The 26,942-nt window shown below is 60.9% G+C and carries 25 protein-coding genes and 5 pseudogenes; 18 read left to right on the top strand and 12 right to left on the bottom strand.

Translation table 11 applies throughout. The annotated features are described in order from the left end of the window. Window positions 1-8 precede the first annotated feature (8 nt). The 8 genes and pseudogenes from ACQ5BM_RS08260 to ACQ5BM_RS08295 form a co-directional block, all read left to right on the top strand. A complete protein-coding gene (locus tag ACQ5BM_RS08260) occupies window positions 9-890 on the top strand; it encodes an ABC transporter permease (protein WP_429809968.1) in 882 nt (293 codons plus the stop codon). A 15-nt stretch (window positions 891-905) separates the two neighbouring features. Next, window positions 906-1,709, top strand: coding sequence for an ABC transporter permease (locus ACQ5BM_RS08265; protein ID WP_429809970.1), 804 nt, complete (start codon window positions 906-908; stop codon window positions 1,707-1,709). Continuing rightward, on the top strand, window positions 1,706-2,794 hold the full coding sequence (locus ACQ5BM_RS08270; RefSeq protein WP_429809972.1) for an ABC transporter ATP-binding protein: 1,089 nt from the start codon (window positions 1,706-1,708) through the stop codon (window positions 2,792-2,794). Before ACQ5BM_RS08265 ends, ACQ5BM_RS08270 begins: the two co-directional genes overlap by 4 nt. Window positions 2,795-2,917: 123 nt before the next feature. Then, window positions 2,918-3,778 carry a TauD/TfdA dioxygenase family protein gene (locus ACQ5BM_RS08275; RefSeq protein WP_429809973.1) on the top strand — a complete coding sequence of 287 codons (861 nt, stop codon included), beginning with the start codon at window positions 2,918-2,920 and terminating at the stop codon, window positions 3,776-3,778. 34 nt (window positions 3,779-3,812) lie between these two features. Then, entirely contained in the window at window positions 3,813-4,460 is a 648-nt protein-coding gene (locus ACQ5BM_RS08280) for an RraA family protein (RefSeq protein WP_429809975.1), read from the top strand. After that, window positions 4,460-5,389 (top strand): carbon-nitrogen hydrolase family protein, encoded by a 930-nt coding sequence (locus ACQ5BM_RS08285; protein ID WP_429809976.1) that lies wholly within the window; start codon window positions 4,460-4,462, stop codon window positions 5,387-5,389. The genes ACQ5BM_RS08280 and ACQ5BM_RS08285 overlap by 1 nt, the downstream gene beginning before the upstream one ends. Window positions 5,390-5,448: 59 nt before the next feature. After that, window positions 5,449-6,774 (top strand): MmgE/PrpD family protein, encoded by a 1,326-nt coding sequence (locus ACQ5BM_RS08290; protein ID WP_429809978.1) that lies wholly within the window; start codon window positions 5,449-5,451, stop codon window positions 6,772-6,774. Window positions 6,775-6,866: 92 nt separating this feature from the next. Then, window positions 6,867-7,057, top strand: a pseudogene (locus ACQ5BM_RS08295) (integrase); the annotation flags it as partial. Window positions 7,058-7,065: 8 nt separating this feature from the next. On the opposite strand, the pseudogene ACQ5BM_RS08300 reads toward ACQ5BM_RS08295, so the two are convergent. Both ACQ5BM_RS08300 and ACQ5BM_RS08305 read right to left on the bottom strand, forming a co-directional pair. Further along, a pseudogene (locus ACQ5BM_RS08300) lies at window positions 7,066-7,302 on the bottom strand (type II toxin-antitoxin system RelE/ParE family toxin); the annotation flags it as partial. Beyond that, window positions 7,275-7,520 (bottom strand): type II toxin-antitoxin system ParD family antitoxin, encoded by a 246-nt coding sequence (locus ACQ5BM_RS08305; protein WP_429809980.1) that lies wholly within the window; start codon window positions 7,518-7,520, stop codon window positions 7,275-7,277. The pseudogene ACQ5BM_RS08300 and the gene ACQ5BM_RS08305, both read right to left, overlap by 28 nt. A gap of 82 nt (window positions 7,521-7,602) precedes the next feature. Here ACQ5BM_RS08305 and ACQ5BM_RS08310 point away from each other — a divergent pair. The 3 genes and pseudogenes from ACQ5BM_RS08310 to ACQ5BM_RS08320 form a co-directional block, all read left to right on the top strand. Continuing rightward, window positions 7,603-8,223: pseudogene (locus tag ACQ5BM_RS08310) on the top strand (integrase); the annotation flags it as partial. Window positions 8,224-8,385: 162 nt separating this feature from the next. Then, window positions 8,386-9,462 carry an ornithine cyclodeaminase gene (locus ACQ5BM_RS08315; protein WP_429809982.1) on the top strand — a complete coding sequence of 359 codons (1,077 nt, stop codon included), beginning with the start codon at window positions 8,386-8,388 and terminating at the stop codon, window positions 9,460-9,462. 33 nt (window positions 9,463-9,495) lie between these two features. Next, entirely contained in the window at window positions 9,496-10,845 is a 1,350-nt protein-coding gene (locus ACQ5BM_RS08320; RefSeq protein WP_429809984.1) for an MmgE/PrpD family protein, read from the top strand. A gap of 117 nt (window positions 10,846-10,962) precedes the next feature. On the opposite strand, the gene ACQ5BM_RS08325 is transcribed toward ACQ5BM_RS08320, so the two are convergent. The 3 genes and pseudogenes from ACQ5BM_RS08325 to traI all read right to left on the bottom strand — a co-directional run. Next, the gene (locus ACQ5BM_RS08325; protein ID WP_429809986.1) at window positions 10,963-12,306 is read right to left on the bottom strand and encodes an amidohydrolase family protein; all 1,344 of its coding nucleotides are present in this window, start codon (window positions 12,304-12,306) and stop codon (window positions 10,963-10,965) included. 35 nt (window positions 12,307-12,341) lie between these two features. Beyond that, a complete protein-coding gene (locus tag ACQ5BM_RS08330; RefSeq protein WP_429809988.1) occupies window positions 12,342-13,100 on the bottom strand; it encodes a winged helix-turn-helix transcriptional regulator in 759 nt (252 codons plus the stop codon). Between the two features lie 162 nt (window positions 13,101-13,262). Further along, window positions 13,263-13,853 (bottom strand): annotated as a pseudogene (traI, locus tag ACQ5BM_RS08335) (acyl-homoserine-lactone synthase TraI); the annotation flags it as partial. Between the two features lie 255 nt (window positions 13,854-14,108). Between traI and rctB the strand changes: the two are divergent. Next, window positions 14,109-14,426, top strand: coding sequence for an SMa0974 family conjugal transfer regulator (gene rctB / locus ACQ5BM_RS08340; protein WP_429809990.1), 318 nt, complete (start codon window positions 14,109-14,111; stop codon window positions 14,424-14,426). Window positions 14,427-14,733: 307 nt separating this feature from the next. On the opposite strand, the gene traA is transcribed toward rctB, so the two are convergent. Beyond that, window positions 14,734-19,359 carry a Ti-type conjugative transfer relaxase TraA gene (gene traA / locus ACQ5BM_RS08345; protein ID WP_429809991.1) on the bottom strand — a complete coding sequence of 1,542 codons (4,626 nt, stop codon included), beginning with the start codon at window positions 19,357-19,359 and terminating at the stop codon, window positions 14,734-14,736. A gap of 223 nt (window positions 19,360-19,582) precedes the next feature. On the opposite strand from traA, the gene ACQ5BM_RS08350 reads away from it, so the two are divergent. From ACQ5BM_RS08350 to traG, 3 genes are read left to right on the top strand one after another with little or no spacing between them, the layout of a single operon-like run. Then, window positions 19,583-19,870, top strand: coding sequence for a TraC family protein (locus tag ACQ5BM_RS08350; protein ID WP_429809993.1), 288 nt, complete (start codon window positions 19,583-19,585; stop codon window positions 19,868-19,870). Beyond that, window positions 19,860-20,099, top strand: a complete 240-nt coding sequence (locus ACQ5BM_RS08355; protein ID WP_429809994.1) for a conjugal transfer protein TraD — start codon at window positions 19,860-19,862, stop codon at window positions 20,097-20,099. Before ACQ5BM_RS08350 ends, ACQ5BM_RS08355 begins: the two co-directional genes overlap by 11 nt. Beyond that, complete coding sequence (traG, locus tag ACQ5BM_RS08360) at window positions 20,090-22,009, top strand: Ti-type conjugative transfer system protein TraG (protein WP_429809996.1); 1,920 nt, start codon at window positions 20,090-20,092, stop codon at window positions 22,007-22,009. The genes ACQ5BM_RS08355 and traG overlap by 10 nt, the downstream gene beginning before the upstream one ends. 42 nt (window positions 22,010-22,051) lie before the next feature. Here the strand turns inward: traG and ACQ5BM_RS08365 are convergent. From ACQ5BM_RS08365 to ACQ5BM_RS08380, 4 genes and pseudogenes are all read right to left on the bottom strand, one after another. Beyond that, a pseudogene (locus tag ACQ5BM_RS08365) lies at window positions 22,052-22,466 on the bottom strand (hypothetical protein). After that, the gene (locus ACQ5BM_RS08370; protein WP_429809998.1) at window positions 22,463-22,609 is read right to left on the bottom strand and encodes a hypothetical protein; all 147 of its coding nucleotides are present in this window, start codon (window positions 22,607-22,609) and stop codon (window positions 22,463-22,465) included. The pseudogene ACQ5BM_RS08365 and the gene ACQ5BM_RS08370 overlap by 4 nt, the downstream one beginning before the upstream one ends. A 14-nt stretch (window positions 22,610-22,623) precedes the next feature. Continuing rightward, window positions 22,624-22,791, bottom strand: a complete 168-nt coding sequence (locus ACQ5BM_RS08375) for a hypothetical protein (protein ID WP_429810539.1) — start codon at window positions 22,789-22,791, stop codon at window positions 22,624-22,626. Window positions 22,792-23,144: 353 nt separating this feature from the next. Continuing rightward, window positions 23,145-23,468: a DUF736 domain-containing protein gene (locus tag ACQ5BM_RS08380; protein WP_334196619.1), complete on the bottom strand. Its 324-nt coding sequence runs from the start codon at window positions 23,466-23,468 to the stop codon at window positions 23,145-23,147. A gap of 36 nt (window positions 23,469-23,504) precedes the next feature. Between ACQ5BM_RS08380 and ACQ5BM_RS08385 the strand changes: the two genes are divergently transcribed. Beyond that, window positions 23,505-23,834 carry a hypothetical protein gene (locus tag ACQ5BM_RS08385; RefSeq protein ID WP_429810000.1) on the top strand — a complete coding sequence of 110 codons (330 nt, stop codon included), beginning with the start codon at window positions 23,505-23,507 and terminating at the stop codon, window positions 23,832-23,834. A gap of 445 nt (window positions 23,835-24,279) precedes the next feature. On the opposite strand, the gene ACQ5BM_RS08390 is transcribed toward ACQ5BM_RS08385, so the two are convergent. Further along, window positions 24,280-24,540 (bottom strand): type II toxin-antitoxin system Phd/YefM family antitoxin, encoded by a 261-nt coding sequence (locus tag ACQ5BM_RS08390; protein ID WP_429810002.1) that lies wholly within the window; start codon window positions 24,538-24,540, stop codon window positions 24,280-24,282. 205 nt (window positions 24,541-24,745) lie between these two features. Between ACQ5BM_RS08390 and parS the strand changes: the two genes are divergently transcribed. Further along, entirely contained in the window at window positions 24,746-25,228 is a 483-nt protein-coding gene (gene parS, locus ACQ5BM_RS08395; RefSeq protein ID WP_429810004.1) for a type II RES/Xre toxin-antitoxin system antitoxin, read from the top strand. Next, window positions 25,225-25,731 (top strand): RES family NAD+ phosphorylase, encoded by a 507-nt coding sequence (locus ACQ5BM_RS08400; RefSeq protein WP_429810006.1) that lies wholly within the window; start codon window positions 25,225-25,227, stop codon window positions 25,729-25,731. The genes parS and ACQ5BM_RS08400 overlap by 4 nt, the downstream gene beginning before the upstream one ends. Before the next feature lie 76 nt (window positions 25,732-25,807). Here ACQ5BM_RS08400 and ACQ5BM_RS08405 read toward each other — a convergent pair whose 3' ends face one another. Continuing rightward, complete coding sequence (locus ACQ5BM_RS08405; protein ID WP_429810008.1) at window positions 25,808-26,749, bottom strand: DUF2493 domain-containing protein; 942 nt, start codon at window positions 26,747-26,749, stop codon at window positions 25,808-25,810. Between the last annotated feature and the right edge of the window lie 193 nt (window positions 26,750-26,942).

Genomic DNA, 26,942 nt, shown 5'->3' on the forward strand with positions numbered 1-26,942 from the left:
GGTAGATCATGGCCGTCATTATTTGCTCCACTCCCACAAAGCCTCCGCGCGCCCTAGCCCCTGTCAAGGGACTTCTGCCGCTGATCGCGCCGTCGCTCGTCCTGGTGCTCTTCTTCGCGATACCGATGGGCATGATGATCGGGATTAGCTTTCAAAGCCCAACGGAGGGCAGCCCGACACTTGCGAGCTATAGCCGCTTCTTCAGCAACGATCTGGTCCTTGCGGGCCTGGCCCGCACCGTCGTGATGTCGGGCCTCGTTGCGCTCTGTGTGACCGTCCTGGCCTATCCCCTCGCCTACTATCTGGCACGCGCCACATCGCGCTGGCGAACGGTCATCTTCGCGCTTGCCATTGCGCCGGAATTGGCGGGGGTCGTGCTTCGCACCTATGGCTGGCTCATCATTCTCGAAGATCGCGGCTTCATCAACACCGCGCTGATATGGACCGGATTGATCACGGAACCCTTGCCTTTGTCGAAGAACCTTTTCGGCGTCGTGGTTGGGCTTACTCACGTCATCCTGCCATTTGGCGTGCTGTCGCTTCTGACGAGCCTCCAGGGTATCAACCCCAATCTGGAAAAATCTGCGCAAATTCTTGGCGCGTCACGTCTCGCTGTTATCCGGCACATCATCCTGCCGCTCTCCGTGCCGGGAATCGTAAGCTCTTTCTTGATTGGCTTCACCATGGCCGCAAGCGCTTATGCGACCCCGGCCCTCCTTGGCGGCGCAGGCTTCAAAGTCATGGCCACAATGGTCTACGAGCAGGTGCTGTTCTATCTCGATTGGCCCTTCGCGGCGGTCATGGCGAACGTTCTTCTCATCCTGATGCTGGCCGCCTGCTTCGTCGGATCCAGGCTGGAGTCGCGCCTCCACCAAAAACTTCACCTTTAGTCTCGGGAGGCTCCAATGAACCGACTGCTCACATATCTGTTCAGGATGGCGCTTGCCGCCATCCTTGCTTTCATCACCCTTCCGCTGGTGGTCGTCGTCGCGGCCTCTTTCAGTCCAACCTCGGCCGTGACGTTCCTCCCAAGCGAATGGACCTTGCAATGGTACGCGGCGCTATGGACCAGCCGCTGGCTCGATCCGTTTCTACTCAGCGTCGAACTTGCCGTCATCGTGTCGCTCGCTAGCGGACTGCTCGGCGTCCTTGGAGCCTACAGCGTCGCCTACGCAAAATGTCCGGGACACACCGCCATCATGGCGTTCCTCTTGTCACCCATGTCGGTCCCGCAAATCGTCAAGGGCGTGGCGGTCGTCCTGTTCCTGTCCTCGATTGGACTTTACGACCTGCTGGGGACGCCCGGCCTTGTCATGGCTCACATCATCCTGACGTTGCCCTACGTCGTGCGCATGGCGGCCACCGCGATGTTCGGTTTCGACAAGCGGCTGGACCGCGCGGCACGCATACTGGGCGCCAGTATCACGCAGAGGATCCGATACGTGCTGTTGCCGCTGATCCGCTCCGGCCTCTTCTCGGGGATGACCTTCGCCTTCATCATTTCCTTCAACAACATCCCGCTCTCCGTCTTCCTGGTCAGACCCGGTCAGACGACACTTCCGATTACCGTCATCAACCATCTCGAATACAGCCTCGATCCGGTGCTTGCGGCAGTGAATGTCGCGTCACTCCTCTTCATCCTTGGCGTAATCATCCTTTTCGAAAAGATCGGCGGCTTCTCCGCCCAGTTCCACGGGGGTAGCAAATGACCACCATCGATATTGAACTCCTTTCCGTCAGCAAGCAGTTCGGTGCAAACCGCATCGTCGACGATATCAGCCTTGCCATCCCGAAGGGAAAATTCGTCAGCATTCTTGGCCCGTCCGGATGTGGCAAGACGACGACCCTGAACATGATCGCCGGATTTGAAGCGCCCTCGAGCGGGCAGATCCGAATTCGCGGCCACGATCAGGAAGGCGTCCCGCCGGAAGCCCGGAAAATCGGATTGGTCTTCCAGAACTACGCACTCTTCCCGCATATGACGGTCGCCCAGAATGTCGGCTTTGGCCTAAAGATGCAGGGCCGGCCCCGCGAGGAAGTCGCCGACGGTGTCTTACGGGCCTTGAAAAGTGTCCATCTCGAGGGCTTTGAGGATCGGTATCCGAAAGAACTTTCGGGAGGCCAACAGCAACGGGTCGCGGTCGCTCGGGCGATTGCACCCTCACCGTCGGTGCTGCTTCTCGATGAACCGCTCTCAAACCTTGACCTTAAGCTCCGGGAAGCGATGCGCGTCGAACTGAAAGAGATCCAGGAAGATCTCGGCATGACCTTCATCTATGTCACCCATGACCAGGAAGAGGCGATGGCCATGTCCGACCGGATCATCGTCATGCAGGGCGGAGTGGTCGCGCAGGAAGGAGCGCCCGCGGACATCTACGCCCGCCCGAGGACCTCCTTCGTGGCGGACTTCATCGGCAAGTCCAATATCCTCCCGGCATCCGCAGAGAACGGGAGCGATCGGAACCTGAAGGTATCCCTCGGCGCAGGAAAGGCGGTGCTCACAGCCACGCGGGGAGACGACGTCGCTCCTGACAATGTGCGCTTCTGCTGTATCAGACCGGAGGCCGTCAGGCTCGCAGATGCGGCAGGGGCCCTCGACGAACCTGTAAACCGCCTGACAGGCACCGTCCAAAAGGTCGTCAATCTGGGCGCCTATCTCGAGGCCTGGATGCTCGTCGATAGCGGGATCACCTTGAAGTCCATGATCCGCTCGACCCGCATCGAGAAGCTCTCGGCCGGCTGCCGCGTAGAGCTCGCCATCGCCCATTCCGCTGTCCAACTGCTGGAGCAATAGTGATATTCATTGTCTTCCATTATCAATGCGAAAGAATTGATATTGGAATACCGATTTATCACTCCGCTAAGCTCTATGTGATCCCGAGCCCGGGATCTTCCCACACGGAGGCGAAAGACACACATGAAAACAAGAGTTTCGGCAATCCAGAATGACAGCAACGTCTGCGCAGATATCGTCGGGTTCGATTTCTCCGACTACAACGACGCGGACATTGCGGCGGTTCGATCCTACTGGCTGCAATATGGCGTCATTCGCTTTCGGGCGACCGATATCACAGACCAGCAGCAGGTCGACTTTTCCCGTCACTTCGGGGATTTCGTCATCCATCCTAAGCAATGGCAGGAAGGCGGACACCCGGTCCATCGCGAAATCCTGGTGATCAGCAATGTGATGAAGGACGGCAAGCCGAGCGGCGCGCTCGGCAACAGCGAGGCGACGTGGCACACGGACACATGGTTCTACGAGCGCCCGCCCGCCGGCGCCATCCTCAGGGCGATCGAGGTCCCCCCTTCCGGCGGAGACACGTATTTTCTGTCGACCTACCAGGCTTTCGAAACGCTCCCCGAGGAGCTGCGCAGGGCTGTTGAGGGGCGGCAGATCTTCTTCCAAAACGTCTACGACAAGACGGGCAAGTTGCGCCTCGGGAAAGGCGAACCGACGAGCACGGATTTTCGCGAATGGAGCGGCGTCGTTCATCCGCTGGTCAGAACCCACGGCGAGACGGGCCGCAAAGCGCTTTATCTTGGTGGGACGTCGGAGGGGGCGTGGATCGTCGGCATGCCGCTCGATGAAAGCAACGACCTGATCTCAAGGCTTTGGGAGCACACCACCAACACGCCTGAAGTCTTCGCCCAGAAATGGAGCGTGGGCGACATCGTGATGTGGGACAACCGTTGCACGATGCACCGACGCGATTCATTCGACCCAAATACCATCCGGATTATGCATCGGACGACGACATCCGGCGAGCGCCCGGTCTGATTTGTGAACCACAGGGCAGATCGGAGTCTCATCGATGTCCCAGCCTTACAAGATCGAAAAACAGCCGGAAGCGATCCCGGACGCACTGCGAACCCTGCTCGAGGGAGTCGAAACCGCAACCATCGGCCACTTCGAATATCTTGGATTTGTTGGGGCAGGAATTGCGCCGGTCTTTCCGGCCAAGGCAATTGGAACGGCAGTCACGGTCGCCGCGCCCGGCCGCGATGGAGCCGTCATCTATACGGCAATCGATCTGCTCCGCCCGGGAGATGTTCTCGTCATCTCCCGGGTCGACCGGGACGACGTGGCCTGCGTCGGCGGCGGTGTCGTTGCTGCTGCCCGAGCGCGTGGCGCCGTCGCCATTATCGTCGATGGTCCTTGCACCGACATCGAGGAGATCCGCGCCAGCCGGTTCCCGGTCTGGTGTCGCGGAGTCTCGTCCAAGACGACCAGCCGCCGGCACCAGATCGGTGGCGCGATCAATGTCCCGATCGCCTGCGGCGGGGCGGCCGTGCTGCCTGGGCATGCGGTCCTGGCAGATACGGAGGGTGTCTTCGTTGCCGATCCCTCCGATATGCGTCGCATCGCCGACGTCGCCCTCGAGCGCCAACAGCGCTCCCTTAAGCTCCGGCCCTACCTTGAGGCCGGCCATTCCATCTTCGAACTGGATCGGATCGTATAATGAAGATTTCCCTCGTCCAGATGAACTCCCAGCCCGACCGCGACAGCAATTTGCGCGCGGCCGAGAGCCTGATGCTGCAGGCAATCGCACGCGATACACCGGATCTCATCGTTCTCCCGGAACATTTCGACTGGTCCGGCGGCACGGTGGCGGAGAAACTGGCGGCGGCTGATCATATGCCGGGCGGCGACGCCTATCGCATGTTGCAGGCGTTCGCCGCCCGGCAAAAGGTCTGGATCCACGGCGGCAGCTTGCTCGAAAGGGTCGATGGAAGTTCGAAGATCTACAACACAACGGTCGTCTTTGACCCAGAAGGTAACGAGGTCGGCCGCTACCGCAAAGTTCACCTGTTCGACATCGAGGCGCCAGATGGCAAGATGTATCGAGAATCCGCCACCGTTGCGCCTGGAGAAAGCCTGTTCGTCTACGAATCCGGCGGTTTCAGGATCGGCTGTGCGATCTGCTACGACCTTCGCTTCCCCCGGCTCTTTGATGCGCTTGCAGACGCCGGCGTCGATGTGGTCATTCTGCCCGCGGCCTTCACGTTACAGACGGGAAAGGACCACTGGGAAGTGCTCTGCCGTGCACGCGCGATCGAGCACCAGGTCTATTTCGTCGCCTGTGGTCAGTGGGGAGGCTACACTGCAGCGGACGGAGATCGCCGTTTCACCTACGGCAACTCTCTCGTCTGCGACCCCTGGGGACAGGTCATAGCCCGCGCCGTCGATCAGGTCGGCGTGGTTTCCGCACACCTCGATCTCGACCGTGTGGCAGCAGTTCGCAAGCTCATTCCCGCCGCGTCGCACAAGGTTTCGTTTGTCGATCAGGCACGCGTCAACCGAGGTTGCAGCCGCAGTGAGCGTTGCAATTCCTCCTGCAGCTCGCCGGTGCAGACCTTCGGGGCACCAATTTCTTCTAGTAGCACGTAGACAACGCTCCCCTGAAAATGGACCGCCAATCGCCATCATCGGGTAATCGGACACCAGATATGACCGCTTTCATCACGCAAACGCTCGGCAGCTATATCGCCGAGGAAGCACTCGCTCGTGTTCCAGGCGACGTCATCGACAAGGGCAAGCTCTGCCTCCTGGACTCCCTTGGCTGCCTGTTCGGCGGGCATAAGCTGCCGATGGCTGGCATGCTGGAGGTACTGCGGACGGACAGCCAGGTCGCACCCGCCTTCGTCAAGGCAACTTTGATCAATGCGCTCGACTTCGACGACATCTACGAGAAGGGCCATCCCGGAGCCACGGTGATTGCGGCAGCCTTATCGGTCGCTGAGCACATGAAGTCTTCAGGCACAGAATTCCTCGAGGCCGTGATCATCGGCTATGAGGTGAGTTGCCGCGTTGGCATCTCACTTGCTCACGTCCAGCCCAGAAAGGCCATTCACGGCCATGGGACTTGGCAGACATTCGGTGCAGCAGCCGCGGCCGCGAGACTCATGCGTCTCGACGCCGGACGAGCGGCGCATGCGATCGCGATCGCTGCTGCGAATGCGCCAGTGGCGTCCGTCATGAAGACCGTCTACGGAGACACGCCTTCGATGGCGAAGAACAACTTCGGCATGGCCGCGCAAATGGGCGTCTTGGCCGCGCGCCTTGCCGCTGCCGGCTACGAGGGGCCTTTGGATGTCTTCGAGGGTGAGATGGGTTTCTGGCGGATGGCGGGCGCCGACGAGTGCCGTTTCGATAAATTGACCAAAGGTTTGGGGGCCTCCTACGAAATTCTCCGGGTTGGTTTCAAGCCATTCAGTTGCTGCCGGCTCATCCAAAGCAGTGTCCAGGCCAGCCGCGACGTCGTCCGGATGGCCGGCATTGATCCCGCCGACGGCTTGCATGCCAAGCTGGTCGTGACCGCACCTCCGATCGTGTGCGAACCGCCATTTAGCAAAGTGCGTCCACGGGACATGTGGGCAGCACAGTTCAGCGCACCGCACGCCATAGCCATGGCCGTATTCGGCGTCGAGTCCGGTCCCGACTGGTTCGTGGATGATTGGCTTCATGACGAGATCGCCGGGCGGTTTCAAGACAGTATCGAGCTCAGGCCACATACCAGCCACGCCTCGCCTCGAGGCGCTCACGCTGCAAGCGCTTGGTTACAGTTGCGCGACGGGCAGAGCTTCGAAAGGCACGTGGACGTTGCGGAGGGAGAGGCAAGTAACCCCATGCCGAAATCAGCTCTCGAGGGTAAGTTCTTGCGACTTGCGAGCCCGGTCTTGGGAGATAGCGGTGCTTGCGAAGCCATGGATAACGTGTACGCGCTGGATAAAGCGGGATCGCTCCGGACGCTCCTTCGCTTATTGGTCAGCTGATACCGGCATATACCGACATGACGCATTTTGTTCGCAAGCTAAGCCTGCAACCGCAAATCGACATTGTGGAGACGGAGTCCTCCACGGCCCCCCTGCATGGCGACTTCAGCGAAGACGTGCCGGCAGCCAAATTCTCCAGTCATTCGCTGCGCGCCGGCTTGCCCTCCTCGGCCGAAGTCGACGAGCGCAAAAGCAGCTTGGCCATGCGAGTGCGGAAATGAACCGCAGGTACCGCCGCCGACGCGACCGATTTAGGGTCAATCTGACGAAGGCTTCGGGGCTGTGGGAATCTTACCCCGCCAGCATGCGCGCGAGCATATTTCTGATGTGGTCCTGCGCACCATAGAAAATTGCCGCGACAACGATTGCGCGGCTATGCTCCAACGGAAGAAACCAAATAGCCGCCTTGTCCCGCCGAAGAAACCGGATTCCGGGATGAATATCGGGGCGCAGAGCCAGATCAGCGAGCGCCGAAGGCAGCATACGAAGCTGCGGCACGCTTAGAAGCCTTCCTTGGTCAGCTGTGCGGCTTTGGCCTCCAGCGCCGCATCTATCTCAGCATCGGACACTTCACCGCCCTCGGCAATCGACTTGTTAAGGAGGCTGCTCAGCGCCCTCAGCTTCTGTTCGCGTTCCTCGACCAGACGCAGGCCTTCGCGCACCACTTCGCTGGCGGAGCCGTAACGGCCGTCCTTCACGATATTAGATACAAAGGCTTCCCAGCGGTCACCAATGGAAACGTTCATGCCACACCTCCGGATTGCACCACAATAGCAATCCTTGCGCAATTATTGACACAGTCGCGACACCGCCGCGCCGAAGAACTCGCCCTTCGATCCGCGCGACCAGCTCGCTGCGCTCCTCACCGACGACGACGTCGCCACACTCAAACATCTCGCTGGCGAAGGCATAGGCGACAATACGCTGTGCGCACTCGCCTCCAATCTCGGCTACGCTCGAGGCCTGGTGTCAGCTTGCCACCGGCAGCCCCCTCCCCAGACCGGCGCCGGAAAGCTTGGGGTCCCATCAAGCGTGCAGAGGCGAGTCCGGCTTGCGGGATACCGCCTGCTTCGCGCGAAATGCCCCCATGCCCCTGATACGGTACGTCGACGTCTGACCAGTTGGTCAAATCCTCACCCGCTGGCGCGGGCTCACCGGTGCCTTCAACGGCCCCTCGCTCAAATCCTCCTTGCGCCTTGCGCGCGCGCCAGCGCTCGACCGCGAAAGCGCAAAAGCAAGAAGGCCGTCACGGCCGACATTCTCGCAATACTGCTGCAGGCCTGCGCCGGCGAGCGCCTGGTGGATCTGCGCGACCGGGCGCTGCTTCTGACCGCGTTTGCCTCCGGCGGGCGGCGGCGATCGGAAATAGCGAGACTGCAAGTTGCGGATCTTGTCGACGAAGAATCCATTCGTGACGATCCGAACGACGCGAATTCCCCCTCCCTTCCCGCAGCGCGAAATCGCCAAATCCGGTTCGGTTCTCGGCTCAGCGGCAAAAGTCGTTCATTTAAAGACGACAAAAATGTATCCGAACCTTTCCTTTAATCCCTCCGTTCCAGATGTGAAATTGCTCCCGGTCGCATGGCGTCGACAATTCCACGGAGAACGGTGATGGAGAGCACACCCAGATACATTTCACTTGCGGAAATGAAGCGCCTCGGCGTCCGTCTCGAGGCATCCGCGCTCCTCGATGCCGCCAGGGCAGCTTGGTCCGACATCCGCCTGGGCCAGGCCCATGGCCTGAAATCTGTTTTGTCCTTTCCCGAAGCCACCTTGTGGAACCAACCCCAGTTTGAAGCTTACCGGGATACGTTGCAAGGCGAGCGGTTGGGCTGGAAGCTCTCTGCGCTCTCCAGCGTCGGAGCGAGATACGCCGCCGTGAAGGTGGTTGGTGCCAATGCGATAAATCGGCGACTCGGTCAGCCGCGTTCGACGTCGACGATCCTGCTGCTCGACAACTTCACGCTGCGCCCGCTTTGCGTGATGGACGGAACCGATATCTCTGCCGCAAGAACGGCAACCTATGCCTCAATGGCGCTTGAACTTTTCTTTCCCAAAACAGAAGAACTGTCTGTTTTCCTCTTTGGAGCGGGCCCCATTGCCGAGCAGATCATCAGAGTGCTCGGTCATTTCGGACCCGGCATCATCTCGAAAATATACGTGCGCAGCCGCTCAGGCACTTCCGCGCACCAACTCGTAAAAAGGCAGAGACAGTCATTTGGCATTCGGCTCGAAGCTGTCGTGGATAATCAGAGGCTGCGTGATTGCCGGTTCGTCATCACCGCTTCCAATGCCAGCGCACCGGTGTTTGAGAGCGCAGAAATCTGCCCAAATGCCGTTGTCCTGCATCTCGGTGGAGACGAGACGCCGTCCGGCCATATCCAAAAAGTTCTTCGGTCGGGACTGGCGCTCTGTGATGACATTTCCATGGTGTCGCGGCGAAACTCGCAAAGCCTGGCGCTCTACTTCTCACGCAAGGGATCGACATTGGAGCAGCTTGGCCCAGTGCTCGGTGTCTTGAACTTAAAAGATTTCTGCGACACGGGCGGCGGATCGGAATTCCCGATCCTCATTACGTGCGTTGGCCTGCCTATGCTGGACCTCTACGTCGCCGCTCATGTTTATGAAACCTGGTTCTCGCCAGATGGGGGCATGGCGTCATCCGTCCAGTCATCTAGCACGAACTGACGCGCGGCGTCCTAAGCTTTACGGAGGGACCGGATGTATGTGACCGAAATCCTCGCAGAGTATCTCGCGAACTATCCTTCCGATGCTCTGCCGCCCGACCTGAAGTTAAGTGCCACCTGCTGTATTGTAGATGCGGTCACCGCCTACGTCGTCGGCTGTGATGTCCCGAGTGCGCGTGCAGCCCGCGCGGTCGCCCGGCAGGATTTTGGAAGCGGCCGGGCTTCGGTCTGGTTTACGGGTGAATGTCTCGGGGTCACTGCTGCGGCAGTCTGTAACGCTGCGTCAGCATCCGCGCTCGATTTCGACGACGGCCATCGCGCCGCGCGCGGTCATCCCGGTGCGGCTGTGATACCCGTAGCACTCTCCGTGGCATCTGCGATTGGTTCATCCGCCGATGATCTCCTGACCGCAATCGCTCTCGGATACGAGATCGGAATTCGCATCGCCGTGGCGCAGAACCCGCAAGCGATCAAAAGCCGACAATCGGGACGTTGGACGGGCTATGCTGCCGCGGCGACGGCCGGCCGCCTCTACAGAACCGATCCCCCGGCACTCGCACACGCACTCGCTGTAGCCGGAGTGCTCGCGCCAAATCAGGAGGCGAACGGCAGCTCTGGCTATGCCAACCTCACCGGGAACGACGTCAAGGAAGGTATTCCCTGGAGTGTCGTGACGGGCCTGACCGCATTGCGCCTCGCAGAGCGGGGATTTACCGGGCCGCAGGATTTGCTCGATCATGCGTCGCACTTCGACCGGCCGAGCATCATCGCGAACTTGGTTGATCCGGCTGAGATCTCGAGGGTCTATTTCAAACCCTATTCCTGCTGCCGCTACATCCATCCCGCTCTTGATGCCTTCGCGGCGCTTTCGGCAGGTGCTGACATCAGGACCGAACAAATCGCATCAATCGAAGTGCAGACCTTTCAATGGGCTCTCCGACTTTCAAACACCGTGTCTCCCAATACATTGACGGAGATCCAATACAGTCTGCCTTATTGCATGGCGGTTGCTGTTGTCGATGGACCTGCGGCGCTGGCGCCGGTCGGTAGTGCGCAGTTGGGCAGGCCGGACCTCATCGAATTCGCCAGCAAGGTTCGTCTCTCGGTCAATCCCGAGATCGACGCCCGTTTTCCAACTGAGACCCTTGCGCAGGTATGCCTGCAAATGATCGACGGCAGATTGATCACCTCCGAGGTGACCTCGCCCCGCGGCGACAAGGCGCGCCCCTTAGCATGGGACGATCTCATCGATAAGTTCTCCATAGCGACGCGGGGCAAGTTTTCTCCCAAGGCACAAAATACCGTCCTGCAGGCTTTTGAAGCACTTAAAAAAGGAGATGCTGTTCCCCTCCTCCAGCGCCTGAGCATGCGATTGATCGACTGAAGCCTCAACCACTGCCCTCTGTGTCAATCGGATCGTATCCGTCGCCGATATCTCGCAACCGCCGCCGCAGACAAACACTGTCGGAGTCGCCGTGAGAGCCATCTCCGGCTGGCGCCGTCAGATAAGCCGGCCATTCCTGACGACTATACGGCCTCCGATCACGACATGCCTAACCCGGCTCAGATTAACGTGGTCGACAACGATCAGGTCTGCGCGCTTGCCTTTTTCAATCAGCCCGCGGTCACCGGCCATTTGAGTGAAGACGCGCGCGACATTCCCGGTCGCAAGGGCCACCGCCTCCGCCACAGGCAATTGCTTCTTTCTGACCATTCGCTGGATCGCTTCAAGAATTCCATCCCAATGCCCGCCGGCAAAATCGGTCGAAATCGTGTCGACACAGCCCGCATCGATCAGTGCGTCGAGGTTGGAGGGATCGTTGCGCCAGCGCGTCCCTATACAATCCAGTGTCGAAACATCGATGATGGCCCCTTTTCCTCTCAGGTTCTGGGCAATCGAGACGGCCTCCTCCGGGAGAAAGCTCGGGTGATTGCTATGACCGGCGACGAGACGTGCTTTCGGGTGCTTCTCGACCGCGGCAATCAGACGCTTCGCCGATGGTGCCGCATTGTGGAAGATCGCGGGATATCCTAACCGCTCGGCTTCGCGTGCGATTTCATCGAATCCGGCCAGCGAGAGGGCAACCGAAGGCATCACCGATCGCGTGATGATATCGCGAACGCGGTCCGCATCGGCGAGCCCGGAAAGACCGCAGCACTCCAACTCGTTGGTCAATTTTAAATTCGACAGGCCGTCTGCCGGATCGAGATAGCGGCCAAGAACGGCGTTCTTCAAGCGCCTCGCGGCTGCGGGTGTCACTTCGACCCCGAACTCGTGCAGGAAGGCTCGCGGGATGAACTTGTACTCTTGCGCGCCGCCACCCAGTGTCTGCCCACCACCTGCCTCGCCAAGGGCGACCGCGCCGCAGGCCAACAGGTCATCTGTCGTCGCGCTCAGGTGTCGTGCTGAAAGTCCCTTTCCGTCGACCACAAGCGCCGCCTCGATGTTTTTCGGAGTGTGAGCCGTGGAAACGCGGATATCCATGGCATGAGGTTCTACGTCGTCGACATCTATTTCGTCGGCCATGGCCAGGCCGCAGACGTTGAGAAGGGTCGTTGTTCCCTGAAGAAGATGTCGGTTCCGGAAATAGGCAACATCCTCGCCTTCAAATGGCTTCGAGCCGCTCGGCATGGAAGGCCCCCGAATACATCCATGCGCATGTGCATTTATCAAACCTGGCATAACGATGCCGCCGGTTGCATCGATGGTTTCTCGCGCCGCGATTTCGGCGCCTGCGGCGTCGACACCGGCTATCCTTCCCTTCCGGACATACACGGCAGCCCGCTTGTGAAACGTCTTGCCGTCGCCGGTGATGAGACCTCCATTTCGGATTACCAGATCCATGACAGCTGCTCCTTTTCGACAACCGGAATGCTGTCCTAGTCGCCGGTCCCTTCGCCCGGCCGATGCGGCCTGTGCGATTGCTCCTGACTGGAACCATCGAGCATGTAGCCGGACGATCGAACCGTTCGGATGAGATCAGCGCCACCGGCCGCGCTCAGCGCCTTGCGCAGTCGGCCGATATGGACATTGACCGTCTTGGCGTCGACGAAACGACGCTCGGGCCAACCAGCTTCGATGAGTTGTGCGCGACTGCACGCCTGCTCGCGGTTCTCCATCAGGAACTGAAGCAACCGGAATTCGATCGGTCCCAAGTGGATGTTGATGCCGAAACACCTGACACTGTGCCTGTTGGTATTCAGTTCAATTCCTGCATAGGCGAGGATATGACCGTCGCCCGCCATTGAACCCGACGCGGGCGGCAGGAGGATACGGTCGCGAAGGAAGCTGAGCAGCTTGGAGGGAGTGATCGGTCTTACGAAATTCTCGTCAATCCCGGCCTTCAGCAGATCGATAAACCGACTTTCCGCGCCAGGTCCAATCAACCCGACCGTCGTAATCCCGAATGTCCGCGGCTCCTGCTTTAGCTTTACACAGGCCGCGGGAGCCCAATCTTCTCCCGATCGACAGTCAAGAAGGATGGCTCCGACATCGTACTCGCCTGCAAAATGGACGATCTCCTCGACCCCGGAACCAAGAATGACCTGATATCCCTCGGATTCCAGGATATGGACGAGTAGCAGATAGTAATCCGCATCGGTCGAACCGATCAGGATCTGCGGTCGCGCGGAATTCAAAGACCTCTCCTCTCTCGCGCAGCGTCAGTTGTGATCTGATCCCTCGTGAGGACCTGGATCGTTCTCTGTGGGCGGTGTGACCGATTGCGCGCAATCGGCTGAAGAGCCCGTTCCACGCCGTGCCGCCTCAAGCAGCGGAGTTGTGGTGCACGTGTGTTCCTGGCGACAGGCAGCAGCGCGAATCCGGTTAAGGCTCGCGGTGTCGGCAGGAAGCATTCCAGCTACGGCCATCGTGCTGCCAATGGGACACGGCCGACCAAGGCGTTGCATCGGCCAGCCGGCGCGTTTCAAAATGCGCTCGAAACGCAGGTCCGTTGCCGTGACGATCTCGTAATAGCCGTTCGCCATCGACCACTCGATGATGCCGGCGAACATCTCAAGCGTCGTCCTGTGGAGAACTCTCCCCGTCCTGCCCTCGTCGAGCGCCGTGTCGACGCAGAAGCGCGAGCTTTCGACCATGCCTGCATGGGCGTCGAGCCGTCGCGATGAGAGGAGCTGCGGAAATGTATTCGCAAGCATCGTCGGCCCGGTAGCCGGGAGGAGCCTCGCGCAGCCCGCCACTGCACCTGTGGTAGAAACAGCCAGGATATAGGTCGGATTGAATTGATCGTAAGCATCGGTCTCACGATCGTCCCTTATGTCTACATCCCAGTTCAGTCTGTCGCCAAACACTCGCGCACGCAGCCGATGCATCGAGTCGATCAAGTCAGCAAATTCTCCGCGCGCTGCGGCCGGCACAGCTAGTATCTCCATCTCCATTCTCCGAAGAAATCCTGCTTCAGGCCACTGGACACGAGTTTCCGCGCTCAGGCGACTAATAGAATTAGTAGTCGAGCGCTCGACCAAAGCGTGCATGAATATCGCACGTATGAGTTGTTCGATGCCGAGCGAACTGTATCGCAAACACCGGAATGGATGCTGTGCCACGAATGTGCAGGACTAAGGCGGCGGAGCCACCAAGGGGAAAAGGGAAGCACCAATGGCGCGGATTGGCAGCAAGGAGTTTCGATGTACAAGCATACCGCCGAGGCGTTCGTGCCGGTCCAACATGCAGTAAAGGTTACCCAAAAGGTCTGCGCCCGTTATGGCGACTATTGCCGCTCGATCGCCGCCACGGGCGTCGATCGATTGCTCGACTTCGGTGACGCACGCGCTATCCTGAGGCCGACAGATGAGGGCCTGCATTTCCGGATCGACGCGCAGGACACCATCACCTTCTATGGTATCCGGACACTTCTGCTGGGAAGCCTGTGCGGCGTCGCGACGTTTTCAGGTGAGCACGTTGAATGGCACCCGGCCGGCAGCGTGCCTTTCGGCGCGATGTAAGGATGCCTCGGAAGCAGTGGCCGCCCTGGACCTTCGTGGGTACCCTTCAGTCGCTCAGCGTGGTTGTTCAGCTGTTTTTCCCGCACAGGTTCGCAGTTCTCGCAAAGCGCCCTTTTCCGCATAGCCCCATTTTCGGCCCCCCGACGGCAGACGATATCCTCGCCATCATCAGACGTTTCCGCGGCATCGTCGAAATCGGGAAATGCTCCAAAATCATGGCGTTAGTGCCTCATGCTGATGTAACGCGAACACGGCAATTGGTGAGAAGGGCTTACTAGTCAGCCTTGCCCTTCTCCTTGTGCTTTCTTCAATGCTCTCCGGTAATACCGCGGACGAATTCGGCGACGCGCCGCTGACGCTCCGAAACGGTCTCCTGGCTGCGTTGCAGTCGCACAGTCTGCTGCAAGACCTGCAGCCGATCTCGCATCCCCTCGAAGGCGCGGCGCTGCGCCGGCGACACACGGTTGATCACGTCCTCCTCCCCGCGCAGGACGGCGTCGCGACCGAAGCGCTCGTCGAGCGCCCGGCTAACGGCGATGAATTCTTGGGCGACGCGCGGATCGATCAAACCCGCAGCAACGTCGAGCCCCCCACTCCTCTTCTTCATTCTTGCTGTCAACTGCCGCAGCGTATCCTCGGCCTTCTGCGATAGACCGGGAATGGCGACCGCCATACGCCGCCGCTCTCCGACGATAACCTGGGTCTCGGCCTCCAACGCGGCGGCAAAAGACGCTCCGAGAGAACGGACACAGCTTGCTGCTTCCGACACGGCCTGAAGCGCGGCCTTGCGCTCCCGTCCGGCAGCAAGCAACTTGTCCATGATGCGACCGGAGCCACGTAACGCGCCATAGGCGGCCGGATCGTTGCTGACGGCTGCGGCAATCCGCTCGCCGGCAAAACCCTTTGCGACAAGCTCCTCGATCTTGGCGACCGCGCCGGCCGGATCGCGCCAGATGCGTGTCGCCGCATCCATGAGGGCGGCGCGATGATGATTGTAATGGGGAACGGCAAGCGCCCTTTCCCGCGCTTCATCGGCGACGGGTGTCTTGAACTCCGTGACGGCGGGAAGCAAGGGCAACACGCGCATTGCCTCCTTTCCGAACTCGATGCTTGCGCCGGCTACGATTTTCGAGCGATCCTGCTTTTCTGCGAGATGCTGCTCGTCGCTGAAACGCCTGATCACCTCGAACAGGCGCACCAGCTTTTCGCGGTGGTCAGGGGCGAGATTTTCCGGCATGCGCTCGGCAACATTTCGCTCGGCGGTCGGATCGGCCTTTGCGGTGAAGGCACTCCAGCCGAAGCGCGCGGTCAGCGCCTCGTTGACGGCCTTGATCTCCTGGACCAGCAAGCGGTCCTCTACGACATAGGCGAAGGCCGTCTTGTAGGCATCGACCCCGCCGCGCTCCCGGACCGCCTCGACCTCGACGAGACGCGCCATCGCCTGTTTCGAAAGCGCGGGAATGGACAATGACATATGAGTGCGCCGCTGCTGCTCTCGGCTGGCGAAGCGCTCCGCCTGCCTGCGGAACTCGGTTGCATGCGCGCGCGCCAACGGCAGCAGCTCCGATAAGGTGGCCATGGCAGCGTTGCGCTCGGCGCGGGCAGCGCGACCATCGACCATGAGGTCAGAGCCACGCAATCGGCCAAGGCGTTCGGGCGCAAGGCCAAGATCTTCGGCAATCTTGCGCGGTTCGACGCCTGCGCCTGACGCCAGAGCGTTGAGCGCCGACAGCGCGCCATCCGGGTCGTGATAGATCTTTTGCAACAACGGCCGGAGTATTTCCTCCCGCTCCTTCCACGGTTGCGAGGCGACTTGCGCGAGACGCGCATCCTCTTCAACGCTACGGGGGAATTCGGTGGCGGGTGGGATCAAATAGTTTCCGCCCAACGGGATGCCGGAAACCAAGGATACCCTGCGCTCCTCGCTGTACGAGACGCTCCATTCCCGTTCGATCGCAAAATCGAGCGCAATGCTCGCCCGCTCCCAAAGCTCCGCCAACCGCGACCGCTTCTCCGCAAGCCACGTCAACCGTCGCGCCGCGCCCTCCTCGAATTCCGCAGCGGCCCGGGCGAGCGTGTCGATGCCACGCCGATGGGCAAAATCAAGGACATGCTCCCGATAGCCTTCCTCGCTTTCGAAATCGAGCGTCGTCGTCTTGGCGCCGGATCGCCCAAGGCGCTCAACAAGCTGTTTGAACACATGCGGCCGATGGCTTTCCTGCTCGATCCTAACTTTGCGCGCATCGGCAGTTTCGACTTGGGTTCCAGTCCAGACGTTACGCTCGACCTGACGTTCCTCGAGGCGCTTCTTGCCGGTCTTTTCATCAGTAATGGGCACCCTCACCGTGACCGTTTCGACGCCATCCTTGCGGAGCATCACAGTATCGCCTGCCGCGATTCCACCCTCCTCAAGTGCCTTCGGAAGGCTCACGCCCCAAAGTCGATGAACGGTTCCGTCGTCTGTCCTGACATCGGCGTAGGGGCTTTCCTTGGCATCTTCATCTTGCGGCCGGAACTTCGCCAACCCAGTATCCACCAATTCACCGGTGACGCCGACTGCATGGTCGACACGTGCGCTACTTCCCCACTGCGGCTTCGGTTCAAAGTTCTCGCGCGCTACGTAGAGATCGGCGCGGCTACGATGCCTTGTCATCGCCACGTAGGTCAGATGCTGGTCCATCATTCCGGTGGTGAGCACGAAGGTCCGGTCGATCGTCGAGCCTTGAGATTTGTGGATGGTCGCGGCATAGCCGTGATCGACATTGCTGTAGCTATCCTCGCTGATCACGACGTCCCGGCCATTGTCGAGATGCACCGTCAACAGCGCATCTGCGCGTTTGTCGCCGGATGAAACGACCGTGCCAAGCATGCCGTTCTTTACATATTGGGGACCAAGCCGCTTTGCCCGTGGTTCAAGGAAGCGGGCGTTTTCGAGGAAGATGACCCGGTCGCCCGCAGCAAACTCACGAACCCCACGTGCCGTCCGGAATTGGCGCGCACCTGTCAGCGCGCCCTCGTCGATCATGACCTTGCGCAGGGCCTCGTTCAGCTTTCTGACGTCATCGTTGGTGTGAGCAAGCACAAGCAGTTCGTCGCCGCGAAGACGCCCAGGATGCTCGCCTACGGCAGATTTCTGAAGCAGGTCACGGCGGGAACCGGCCCAATCGGCAACGATGCGATCGATGATCTCGGCCTGGGTTTCGGTCTCGACAATGCGGCCCTTCTGCGCATAAGCATCGAGCCCCTCTTCGACCTTGCCGCGCGCGAAGAGACGGGATGCATCGCGCGCCCAGACATCACGCTGCCGCCGCACGCCGGCAAGTTCCGCAAAGCCGATCCGTTCGGTAATTGCTCGGAACGCCGCACCCGCCTGGATCGGCTGCAGTTGCATAGCGTCGCCGACCAGCACGGCTTTTGCGCCGGAGTCCTCCACGGCTTTGAGGATACGCGCCATCTGCTGCGATGACACCATGCCGGCCTCGTCGATGACGAGCACATCGCCGCGTTGCAGTCTTTCGCGCCCGCCGGCCCAGGCAAGCTCCCAGGAGGCCAGCGTGCGCGACCGGATCCCGGAACTATCCTCCAGCCCTTCCGCGGCCTTGCCGGCAAGGGCCGCGCCGATTACCCGTCGGCCGTCGCTTTCCCATGCGACGCGGGCCGCCGAAAGCAGTGTCGACTTACCGGCGCCGGCAAGCCCCACGACCGCCGCGATGGCATTATCGCGCGTGACATGACGTACCGCATCGACCTGTTCCGCATCGAGCCTGAAGGATTTTTCCGGATCGGCCGTTTCGACGCTTCGGACGGCGGCGGCGGCCTTGGCACCGGAGACGCCGAAACCCTTTCGCATCGACAGAACCTCGGCTGACTGCGCCATGTCATATTCGATGCGCAGGATCCCCCGCGTTGTGAACACCGCCGGCTCTGTCACCTTGCCCGTTTGGGTGTCGATCTGCTGCGCCTTCAGCAGCACCAGCTCATCCGAAGCCATGAGCCGCATGCGGATATTGGCGAAGTCCACTGGATCATCGACATAGCGGTGCAGCGCCCTGGCGATATCGCGCTCGTCAAAGGTGGAACGTTCGTTGCCGAGCTGCGTGAGAAGAAGCGCAGGATCCGCAAGCAGCCGGTCGGCCATCGCCTGCCGCCGCGCCAGATCGGCGGGCGCGAAATACATCTCCACACCCTTGCGCGCGAGCGCCGCCTTCTCCGGGCCGAGGTGTTTCTGCGCGATCCCATCGAGGCCTTGCTCAGCATAGGAGCGGCCGTCGAGACGTATCTCATGGCCGGCCAGCGCCAGGTGGTGGTTGACCGTTTCCGCCCACGCGATCTTCCACGCCTTCATGGTTTCCTTGTCGCCGGCCCAGACCTTATAGACAATTTTGCCGTTCGGCCTGTTCGGTGTGACGACACGCAATGGCTCTCCATCATCGCCCAGGACTGGCACCTTCTTCGGCCCAAACCCCTCCTCCGTCAGGGGTCTCAGCGTCGTCATCAGGTGGATATGCGGATTGCCGTCCTTGTCGTGATAGACCCAGTCAGCGACCAAGCCCTTCGACGTGAAATTGTCCCGGACGAATTCGCGAACCAGGGCGATATTCTCCGCCCGCGTCAGCTCTTCCGGCAGCGCGATGATGAGCTCGCGGGCAAGCTGTGCGTCCACCCGCGTCTCGAAGGCGTCGAGGGCATTCCAGAGCGCCTCGCTCGCCTTGGCGACGGGTTGTCCGTCGATCGCGAACTTTAGCCAGGCGGGGATCTGGTCCGGCAGCGCCAGCTCCTCATGCACCAGTTCACGCGATCCGCCGCGATAGCTGAAGGATGTCCTAGCCTGTTCGTCCATCATCCGGGCGCGATGGCGGTAGGCAGCGGCCGAGACGATGCTGCGTCCTGCTCCCCTGCTGATCACCTGTGCTCTGACGAACATGATCGCCACGGCTGTCTCCGAACCTCTCAAGCACGTCGCGCCAGCGACGTATATTGCGCCCTCAAACCGATCGGACCGCAGGGCAGATGCCGCTTCTCCGGAAGACGGCCATCGGCCGGAATTCCGGCTGCGACGTTCTCGGGGTAATGCAACTTAACTTATTTTACTATCATAAAACAGATAGTATAATTGGCGTCGCAGAGATTTGCTCCAACAAGGGAAGGACGCTGGAATGGCCGCCAAATCATCGATCAGCGACATCGACGCCCAGATCGAGAAGCTGCGCGAGCGTAGACGCTCAATGATCGCAAAGTCCGCCGAGCGCTTTGCGCGCGCCGCCACGAAATCCGGGCTGGCGGAAATGGAGATCGCCGACGAGGAGGTCGATCGAATCTTCGAAGAGATCGCCGCGCGATTTCGCAAAGGCGAGAGGACGGGGACTGCTGGCCCAACTACTACGCCGCGTCGACCAGCAGATGACGGGACTGGAACGGCGGCGGAGGTTTCTCATGACTGCTGATCGCAAGCGCGAAGCGCGCGAGAAATTCCTGCTCGGCGGCATCGTCGTTCGTGCCGGTCTCTCCAAGGCCGATCGGGCGTTTCTGCTCGGCGGTCTCCTCGAACTGGCTAGAGTTGCTCCGGACTCACCAGAACATCGGCGCTTGCGCGACATGGGCGAAGAGGCGTTCAAGGGGCCTTCGTCGGCTGCAACTGAGACGCGAACCTGGGAGACGGCGGAATGGCATTGAAGGCAAAACCGCATCCGAGCCTGTTGCTCATTCTGGTACCGATCGCCGTCACCGCCTTTGCCGTCTACGTCGTTGGCTGGCGCTGGCCGGCGTTCGCCGGCGGCCTGTCCGGGAAAGCTGAATATTGGTTCCTGCGGGCCTCGCCCTTACCGGCGCTCTTGTTCGGACCGCTGGCAGGACTATTGAGCGTCTGGGCGCTGCCATTGCACCGGCGAAGGCCGGTAGTCATGGCGAGCCTCGCCTGTTTTCTGACGGTCGCCGGGTTCTACACGCTGCGTGAATACCGCCGGCTGTTGCCCTCAGTGGAAAGCGGCGCGCTATCATGGGACCGGGCACTGTCCTATCTCGACATGGTCGCCGTCATCAGCGCGATCGCCGGCTTCATAGCGGTGGCGGTGGCCGCGCGCATCTCCACCGTCGTGCCCGAGCAGGTCAAACGCGCCAAGCGCGGGACCTTCGGGGATGCGGACTGGCTGCCGATGGCGGCGGCGGGAAAGTTGTTTCCGCCGGATGGCGAAATCGTCGTCGGCGAGCGCTACCGGGTCGACAAGGACGTCGTCCATGAGCTGCCCTTCGATCCGAACGATCCGGCCACATGGGGGCAAGGCGGCAAGGCGCCGTTGCTGACCTACAGCCAAGATTTCGACTCCACCCACATGCTATTCTTCGCCGGCTCGGGTGGATACAAGACCACAAGCAACGTTGTGCCGACGGCGTTGCGTTATACCGGGCCGCTGATCTGCCTCGATCCTTCCACCGAGGTCGCGCCGATGGTGGTCGAGCACCGCACCCGCGTCCTCGGCCGCGAGGTGATGGTGCTCGATCCAACGAACCCGATCATGGGCTTCAACGTGCTCGACGGCATCCAGACATCCAAGCAAAAGGAAGAGGACATCGTGGGCATTGCCCATATGCTTCTATCCGAGAGCGTGCGGTTCGAAAGTCAGACGGGATCCTACTTCCAGAACCAGGCGCACAATCTCCTGACCGGCCTGCTGGCGCATGTCATGCTCTCTCCCGAATACGAGGGACGGCGAACCTTGCGCAGCCTCCGGCAGATCGTATCCGAGCCGGAGCCCTCTGTTCTGGCGATGCTGCGTGACATTCAGGAGCATTCCGCGTCCGCCTTCATCCGCGAGACGCTCGGCGTCTTCACCAACATGACGGAGCAGACTTTTTCGGGCGTCTACTCGACGGCGTCGAAGGATGCGCAGTGGCTGTCGCTCGACAGCTACGCCGCGCTCGTCTGCGGCAATGCCTTCAGATCGAACGACATCATCTCGGGCAAGAAGGACATCTTCCTGAACATTCCGGCATCGATCCTGCGCTCCTATCCGGGCATTGGCCGGGTTATCATTGGCTCGCTGATCAATGCCATGATCCAGGCCGATGGTAGCTTCAAGCGCCGGGCGCTGTTCATGCTCGATGAGGTGGATCTGCTCGGCTACATGCGCGTGCTGGAGGAGGCGCGCGACCGCGGCCGTAAGTACGGCATCAGCATGATGCTGATGTACCAGTCCGTCGGGCAACTGGAACGGCATTTCGGGAAGGACGGCGCGGCATCGTGGATCGATGGCTGCGCCCTCGCAAGCTATGCCGCGATCAAGGCGCTCGACACAGCGCGCAATGTCTCGGCCCAATGCGGCGAGATGACGGTCGAGGTGAAGGCAAGCTCCCGCAGCATTGGCTGGGACACGAAGAACAGCGCATCGCGCAAATCGGAGAGCGTCAACTTCCAGCGCCGGCCACTGATCATGCCGCACGAAATCACCCAGTCGATGAGAAAGGACGAACAGATCATCATCGTTCAGGGGCATAGTCCGATCCGCTGCGGGCGCGCGATCTACTTCCGGCGGAAGGAGATGGATGCAAAGACCAAGGCGAACCGCTTCGTCAAACCGGTGCAGTGACGACCGCAGCTGCACGGCAATGAGGCTTTCGCAAACGGAAGGTCAGCGGAATCGGCTGACCTCCATGGCTGACTTGCGGCGACTGATGAATTCGCGCAGCAGCGGAAGGAAGAAGGCCTTGCTGAAGCGGCCAGTTGGCGGCTCGGGCTCAAGATAGAATGAATTTCCGATAATGTCGGTATTAAACTCATCAAAAATGATCCAAAGCCTGCGATCGGCATCAAGGCCGGCGCGGCATTTTTCGATCGCCGGCACTTCCACGGCAAACCGCGACGCCTCCGGCTGCTTGGTGGTGATGGGAAAGAAGAGGACCAAATCGCCCTCCGGCCGCGGCATTCTCACGCCGACGGCGACCGGCCGCTCCTTGCGTCGTTTCTGTCTCTCCACGCCCAGCTTCTCGCGCCCATAGGTAAGGGTAGCGTATGACGCTTGCGGTCTGGATCAGTTCGTAGTTCATGACCGACCTGCCTCATCCTCGTCGGCATAGGCTTCGACGGCGTTTTCAAGGCGATCTCCCTGATCCACGACTGTGATCATCGTGCGAAGCGAGGCTCCAAGCCTGGCCTGCCGGTCGATCCGGCCGGCCAGGCTTGACGACACGGCAAACGCCGCCCTCAGAAGGGCGGCGCGGCGTCGATGGTGCCCTCCTGTTCGGCGATCGCCGCCGCCAGTTCGGCCTCAGCCATTTCCAGCTCCGCTTCGATCTGGCGGCGTTCGGCCGGATCGGCATTCTTGAGTTCCCGGCGCAGCTGTTCGACGTGGATTTCAAGGGTAATCGTCATCGTCTCCATCTCCTTGGATAGTGTGAAAGATGACGCCCGGGGGTCGTGAGGATCGGGCCGGGTCAAGGATCGCGTCAGCGACCGGCGGAGCCGGCGAGCGGAGGAACCGATTTTCTGACGGTGCCCCTTCGGGGCAGCGGCTGAAAATTGGAGGGGCCGCGAAGTCCTTGAGGCGGCGCGAGCCCTCATGGCAGACTTGGGTATCTGAGCAGACAGGCTTCCGTCCCGTGTGGCACGGCAGGAGGAGCAAATGCGGGCTCGATGCCCGTTTTTGCTCCCAATGCTGCGCGAAACAATCAAACCGAGAAGCGGCAAAGGCGGCCCCGATTGCTCGGGGCCGCTCGCTTGGCTCGTCAGTTCGGATTGTTCCAGAGGATCACCTTCTTGCTCGGATCGCCGCCGGGTGCCGGTGCGAGGTTGCCGAAGATCACGCCGATCTCGGGGGCCTCCAGCTTCACCGAGAGGTATTCCTCTCCGGTCTGGCGGGCGATGCGGTTCCAGGCTGCGCCAATCTCAAAGCCGGTCTTGCGGTGGATGACGCGGTAGTCGGGGGCTTCTTCGCTCGACTTGCTTGCGTTCGGGACGATGGCGATCGGGGCGTTGACCCGGATAGTGGCGAAGACGCCTTCGAGGATGCCGTCGGTCTTCTGCGTCAGGGTTGCGATCGTGGTGGCCATGGTTCTGTCTCCTTCGGTTGCTCGGGACCATTCCCGATGGCGCACGAAGAGACGGCCGACCTGCTGCGGTCAGCTCGGCCGAAATTCTTGCAAAATTCTATTTTCCGCCAGGACAAAAGAACCGAAATCGAATTTTGCAAGAATTTCGGGCGAGTCTTACCCCTTGGGGGTTGGCCGCAAAAGCAGGCGGTCGTCTATACGAGCGACATAAAACGGGAATGGTTCGGGGCAACTGAAGGACGCGACAAACCATCATGGCTGTCCGGTCCGACGCCACGGGATATCGGCCACGCATCCCTTGAACGTTTTGCCTCCAAGCCAGTCAATGCGTACTCTCGCCCGATCTCAACTACAGCAGACGGATGAGCACATCCCCTGCCAATATCATCCCTTTGTCGATCCGAGAGGTCAACCGCGGCGACGGCGTGCCGCCTGCAGACCGTGCGGCAACGACGGGTGAAGCTGTTCGCGTGGGCATCAGATGAGTGATCTTTCCCCCACTCGTCCGTCCGCGCCCGGCCATCTGAGCCGTCGGTGTTCGCCAGGCACATCGCCACTGGCAAGCACGCCATCTGAGCGATCGGAGCCGGCTTGGTCAGCGGAACCAAGCCCCTCGGAGATCACGAGACAACAGGATCCGAGCAAGTCACGAACGGAATGCCATAGAGCCCAGATGCGTCAAGCCGTCATTCACGCCACGGATAGCGTCCACGACGCAGGTCGCGTCGGGTCTTGCGGCCCTCGGTTTTCCGCACTCGTGTTGCCACGCCCAGAGATATAGGGATAGGCAATCACCTGGCCCGGCAGGAACTCACGACTCATCATCATACCCCTCGCCGCGCGCCATCCGGCCGATCTCCGCGGCAAAGAGTTCCTTATGTTCCTCCGGCATATCCGAAGCGCGGTGGGCGCTGCGCGGATCGCCGCCGGTGCGCATCCGCTCGTAATACTCATAGCTCATCAGCACGAAGCGGGGTTTCCGGTGCTTGGTGAGAACCACGGGTTCGCGGCTCGCAGCGTCGGTGACATCGCCCACCTGCTTGTTAAGATCGCCTGTCGTGAACTGACGCAAGATCATACTCCTTGCCGTTCTCCATAATATCCATCCAGATTTGCAAGAAAACGGCGCTTTGCGCCATCTGCTGCAGCCTGCGAGACATGGGATTTGAGCGACGTTGTGCCCGGTCCGGCGAAGTCGCCGGCTGCACCATTCGAATCTTGAAATGGCTCGCGACACATGGCACATACTGAACGACAGATGACATAGGAGAAAGATCATGGCCATCGCTGCAAAAGTACCTTCTTCAGCAAGCGGTGGCGAACTGCAAAAAATTGAAGCGTTGCTCGGCGGATCGCGCGTTCTGGCGCGCCACCTGACCAATGCGCTCGACGCGCATGAACTGCTTTTAAACGGCTTGCCCGCGTTGGCGCTCGAACATCTTATCGGTAGCCTCGTCGTCATCGGCAAGAACGAGTCTCTTGAAAAGGCGGTCGGTATGAGCCTGCGCACCTGGCAGCGTCGCAAGGACACGCCTTCCAAGCCCCTCAGCCAGGAACAGAGTGGCCGTGCCTGGAAGTTCGCCGAGATCCTCGCAAAAGCAACGGATATCTTCGGATCGCAGGCGGAAGCCGAGCAATGGCTGGAGCGTCCAGCCGTCGGCCTCGATCAGCGCCGCCCGATTGATCTTCTCGGAACGCCCGCCGGAGTCGAGTTGGTAGAAGATCACCTCGACCGCCTCGAATATGGCGTCTATGCATGAGCCTTTTGCCGATCGCGCTCGGCGGGACCGAGTTGATTGCATGGCGGCTTGATCAGGCCGTCCATGCGCCAACCTGGGATAGCGGCGAAGGAGCCTATCGGGTTGGAGGCCGCTGGAACAACAAGGGGGCGCGTGCCGTCTATTGCTCGCTCGATCCAGCAACCGCAATCCTTGAGGTTGCGGTTCACAAGGGGTTTCGGGCGCTCGACACAGTGGCGCACATGATGACGGCAGCAATCATTGCCGATCCCGGCGACGTCCATATCGTCGATCCAGCGAGCTTGCCAAACCCCAACTGGCTGCGCCCCGGGATTCCCGGCGCCGGCCAGCAAGCCTTCGGGGACGATCTGCTTCGCCGCTACCGTTTCGTCGCGATCCCGAGCGCGGTCTCGCCGCATAGCTGGAATCTGATTTTTCTCGCCGGCGGCGCCACCGGCGCCTATGCCCTGAAATTCCAGGAAGCGTTTGCCCTCGACACAAGGCTGCATCCTCCCACGGCATGAACGAGCTGTGGTTGCGCCGCAACCTGGGACGCGATCTCGTAACCATCCGGCTCTTCCCGTGCGAAGAAAACGGCGCTTACGCGCCATCTCCTGCAGCCTGCCAGACCGGGATGCCGACTCGGCGAGCCTTATCGGCGAGATTGCCGGTGATGCCGGAGCCGGGAAAGATGACGACGCCGGCAGGCATGACCGAGAGCATGTCGTCGTTACGCCGGAAAGGTGCCGCCTTGGCGTGCTTCGTCCAGTTCGGCTTGAAGACGATCTGCGTCACCTTGCGCGCCTCGGCCCAGCAGGCCGCGATACGTTCGGCTCCCTTCGGCGAACCGCCATGCAGCAGCACCATGTCGGGATATTTGGCGAGAGCCTGATCGAGTTTCGCCCAGATCCGTTCGTGATCGTTGTAGTCGATGCCGCCGCCGAAGGCGATCTTCGTGCCGGCCGGGATCATCACTTCGGTCTCGGCGCGGCGGCGGGCGGAAAGAAAGTCGCGGCTGTCGATCATCGCCGAGGTCATGTTGGCATGGCTGACCTTGGAGCCGGTGCGCGGCCGCCAGGCGGATCCGGTCTGGGCTTCGAAGAGATCGGCTGCATAGTCGCGCATGAACTCGAAGGCGTTGCGGCGCTCGAGGAGCGTGATGCCCTCGGCGATCAGACGCTCAAGCTCGACGCTTTTCACCTCCGAGCCATCCTGCTCGCTCTGTCCGGCGCGCTGGGCGTCCTCATTGCGCTGGAGTTCGCGCTGGATGCGCTCGCCGGCGCGGTGGAAGAGGTTGACCGTCGACCAGAGCAGATCTTCGAGATCGGGCTCCAGCCGCGTGTCGCCGAGCATCTCGAATAGGGCATCGAAGACCGCGGTCAGCGCCGACTGAACGACCGGCTCCTCGGGCAGTGGGCGCGGGTCCGGTTCGTCCTGGAAGGGGCGATGGCCGTAGATCTGCATCTCGTAGATGAATCGGTCGGTCGGGGAAGAGACGTGGTGGGGCTCGAAGGTGTCGTCGAGGGACAAGGTTAGGTTCATGATGATCTCCGTCGGTTGCGGCCGCGCCTCTCGCGGCCTGACGGCGATCTCTTCCATGCGGCAGATGGGCCGGAACCGCGGCGTGGCCTCACGCCGCGGCCCAGCGAAGCGCCGGGCGACGGAAGACGGGTTTCTTGGCCCGCGAGGAGCGCCGGCTTCCGCATCGGCCCGAAAAGTGGGAACCGGTTTTCGG

This window comes from Ensifer sp. B1-9 (assembly GCF_050474445.1).
Classification (GTDB): domain Bacteria; phylum Pseudomonadota; class Alphaproteobacteria; order Rhizobiales; family Rhizobiaceae; genus Ensifer.

Excerpts from the sequence above, each read along its gene's own strand:
- ACQ5BM_RS08260 (WP_429809968.1), top strand. The coding sequence starts at position 9 with ATGGCCGTCATTATTTGCTCCACTCCCACAAAGCCTCCGCGCGCCCTA.
- ACQ5BM_RS08265 (WP_429809970.1), top strand. The coding sequence starts at position 906 with ATGAACCGACTGCTCACATATCTGTTCAGGATGGCGCTTGCCGCCATC.
- ACQ5BM_RS08270 (WP_429809972.1), top strand. The coding sequence starts at position 1,706 with ATGACCACCATCGATATTGAACTCCTTTCCGTCAGCAAGCAGTTCGGT.
- ACQ5BM_RS08275 (WP_429809973.1), top strand. The coding sequence starts at position 2,918 with ATGAAAACAAGAGTTTCGGCAATCCAGAATGACAGCAACGTCTGCGCA.
- ACQ5BM_RS08280 (WP_429809975.1), top strand. The coding sequence starts at position 3,813 with ATGTCCCAGCCTTACAAGATCGAAAAACAGCCGGAAGCGATCCCGGAC.
- ACQ5BM_RS08285 (WP_429809976.1), top strand. The coding sequence starts at position 4,460 with ATGAAGATTTCCCTCGTCCAGATGAACTCCCAGCCCGACCGCGACAGC.
- ACQ5BM_RS08290 (WP_429809978.1), top strand. The coding sequence starts at position 5,449 with ATGACCGCTTTCATCACGCAAACGCTCGGCAGCTATATCGCCGAGGAA.
- ACQ5BM_RS08305 (WP_429809980.1), bottom strand. The coding sequence starts at position 7,520 with ATGAACGTTTCCATTGGTGACCGCTGGGAAGCCTTTGTATCTAATATC.
- ACQ5BM_RS08315 (WP_429809982.1), top strand. The coding sequence starts at position 8,386 with ATGGAGAGCACACCCAGATACATTTCACTTGCGGAAATGAAGCGCCTC.
- ACQ5BM_RS08320 (WP_429809984.1), top strand. The coding sequence starts at position 9,496 with ATGTATGTGACCGAAATCCTCGCAGAGTATCTCGCGAACTATCCTTCC.
- ACQ5BM_RS08325 (WP_429809986.1), bottom strand. The coding sequence starts at position 12,306 with ATGGATCTGGTAATCCGAAATGGAGGTCTCATCACCGGCGACGGCAAG.
- rctB (WP_429809990.1), top strand. The coding sequence starts at position 14,109 with ATGTACAAGCATACCGCCGAGGCGTTCGTGCCGGTCCAACATGCAGTA.
- ACQ5BM_RS08350 (WP_429809993.1), top strand. The coding sequence starts at position 19,583 with ATGGCCGCCAAATCATCGATCAGCGACATCGACGCCCAGATCGAGAAG.
- ACQ5BM_RS08355 (WP_429809994.1), top strand. The coding sequence starts at position 19,860 with ATGACTGCTGATCGCAAGCGCGAAGCGCGCGAGAAATTCCTGCTCGGC.
- traG (WP_429809996.1), top strand. The coding sequence starts at position 20,090 with ATGGCATTGAAGGCAAAACCGCATCCGAGCCTGTTGCTCATTCTGGTA.
- ACQ5BM_RS08375 (WP_429810539.1), bottom strand. The coding sequence starts at position 22,791 with ATGACGATTACCCTTGAAATCCACGTCGAACAGCTGCGCCGGGAACTC.
- ACQ5BM_RS08380 (WP_334196619.1), bottom strand. The coding sequence starts at position 23,468 with ATGGCCACCACGATCGCAACCCTGACGCAGAAGACCGACGGCATCCTC.
- ACQ5BM_RS08385 (WP_429810000.1), top strand. The coding sequence starts at position 23,505 with ATGGCGCACGAAGAGACGGCCGACCTGCTGCGGTCAGCTCGGCCGAAA.
- parS (WP_429810004.1), top strand. The coding sequence starts at position 24,746 with ATGGCCATCGCTGCAAAAGTACCTTCTTCAGCAAGCGGTGGCGAACTG.
- ACQ5BM_RS08400 (WP_429810006.1), top strand. The coding sequence starts at position 25,225 with ATGAGCCTTTTGCCGATCGCGCTCGGCGGGACCGAGTTGATTGCATGG.
- ACQ5BM_RS08405 (WP_429810008.1), bottom strand. The coding sequence starts at position 26,749 with ATGAACCTAACCTTGTCCCTCGACGACACCTTCGAGCCCCACCACGTC.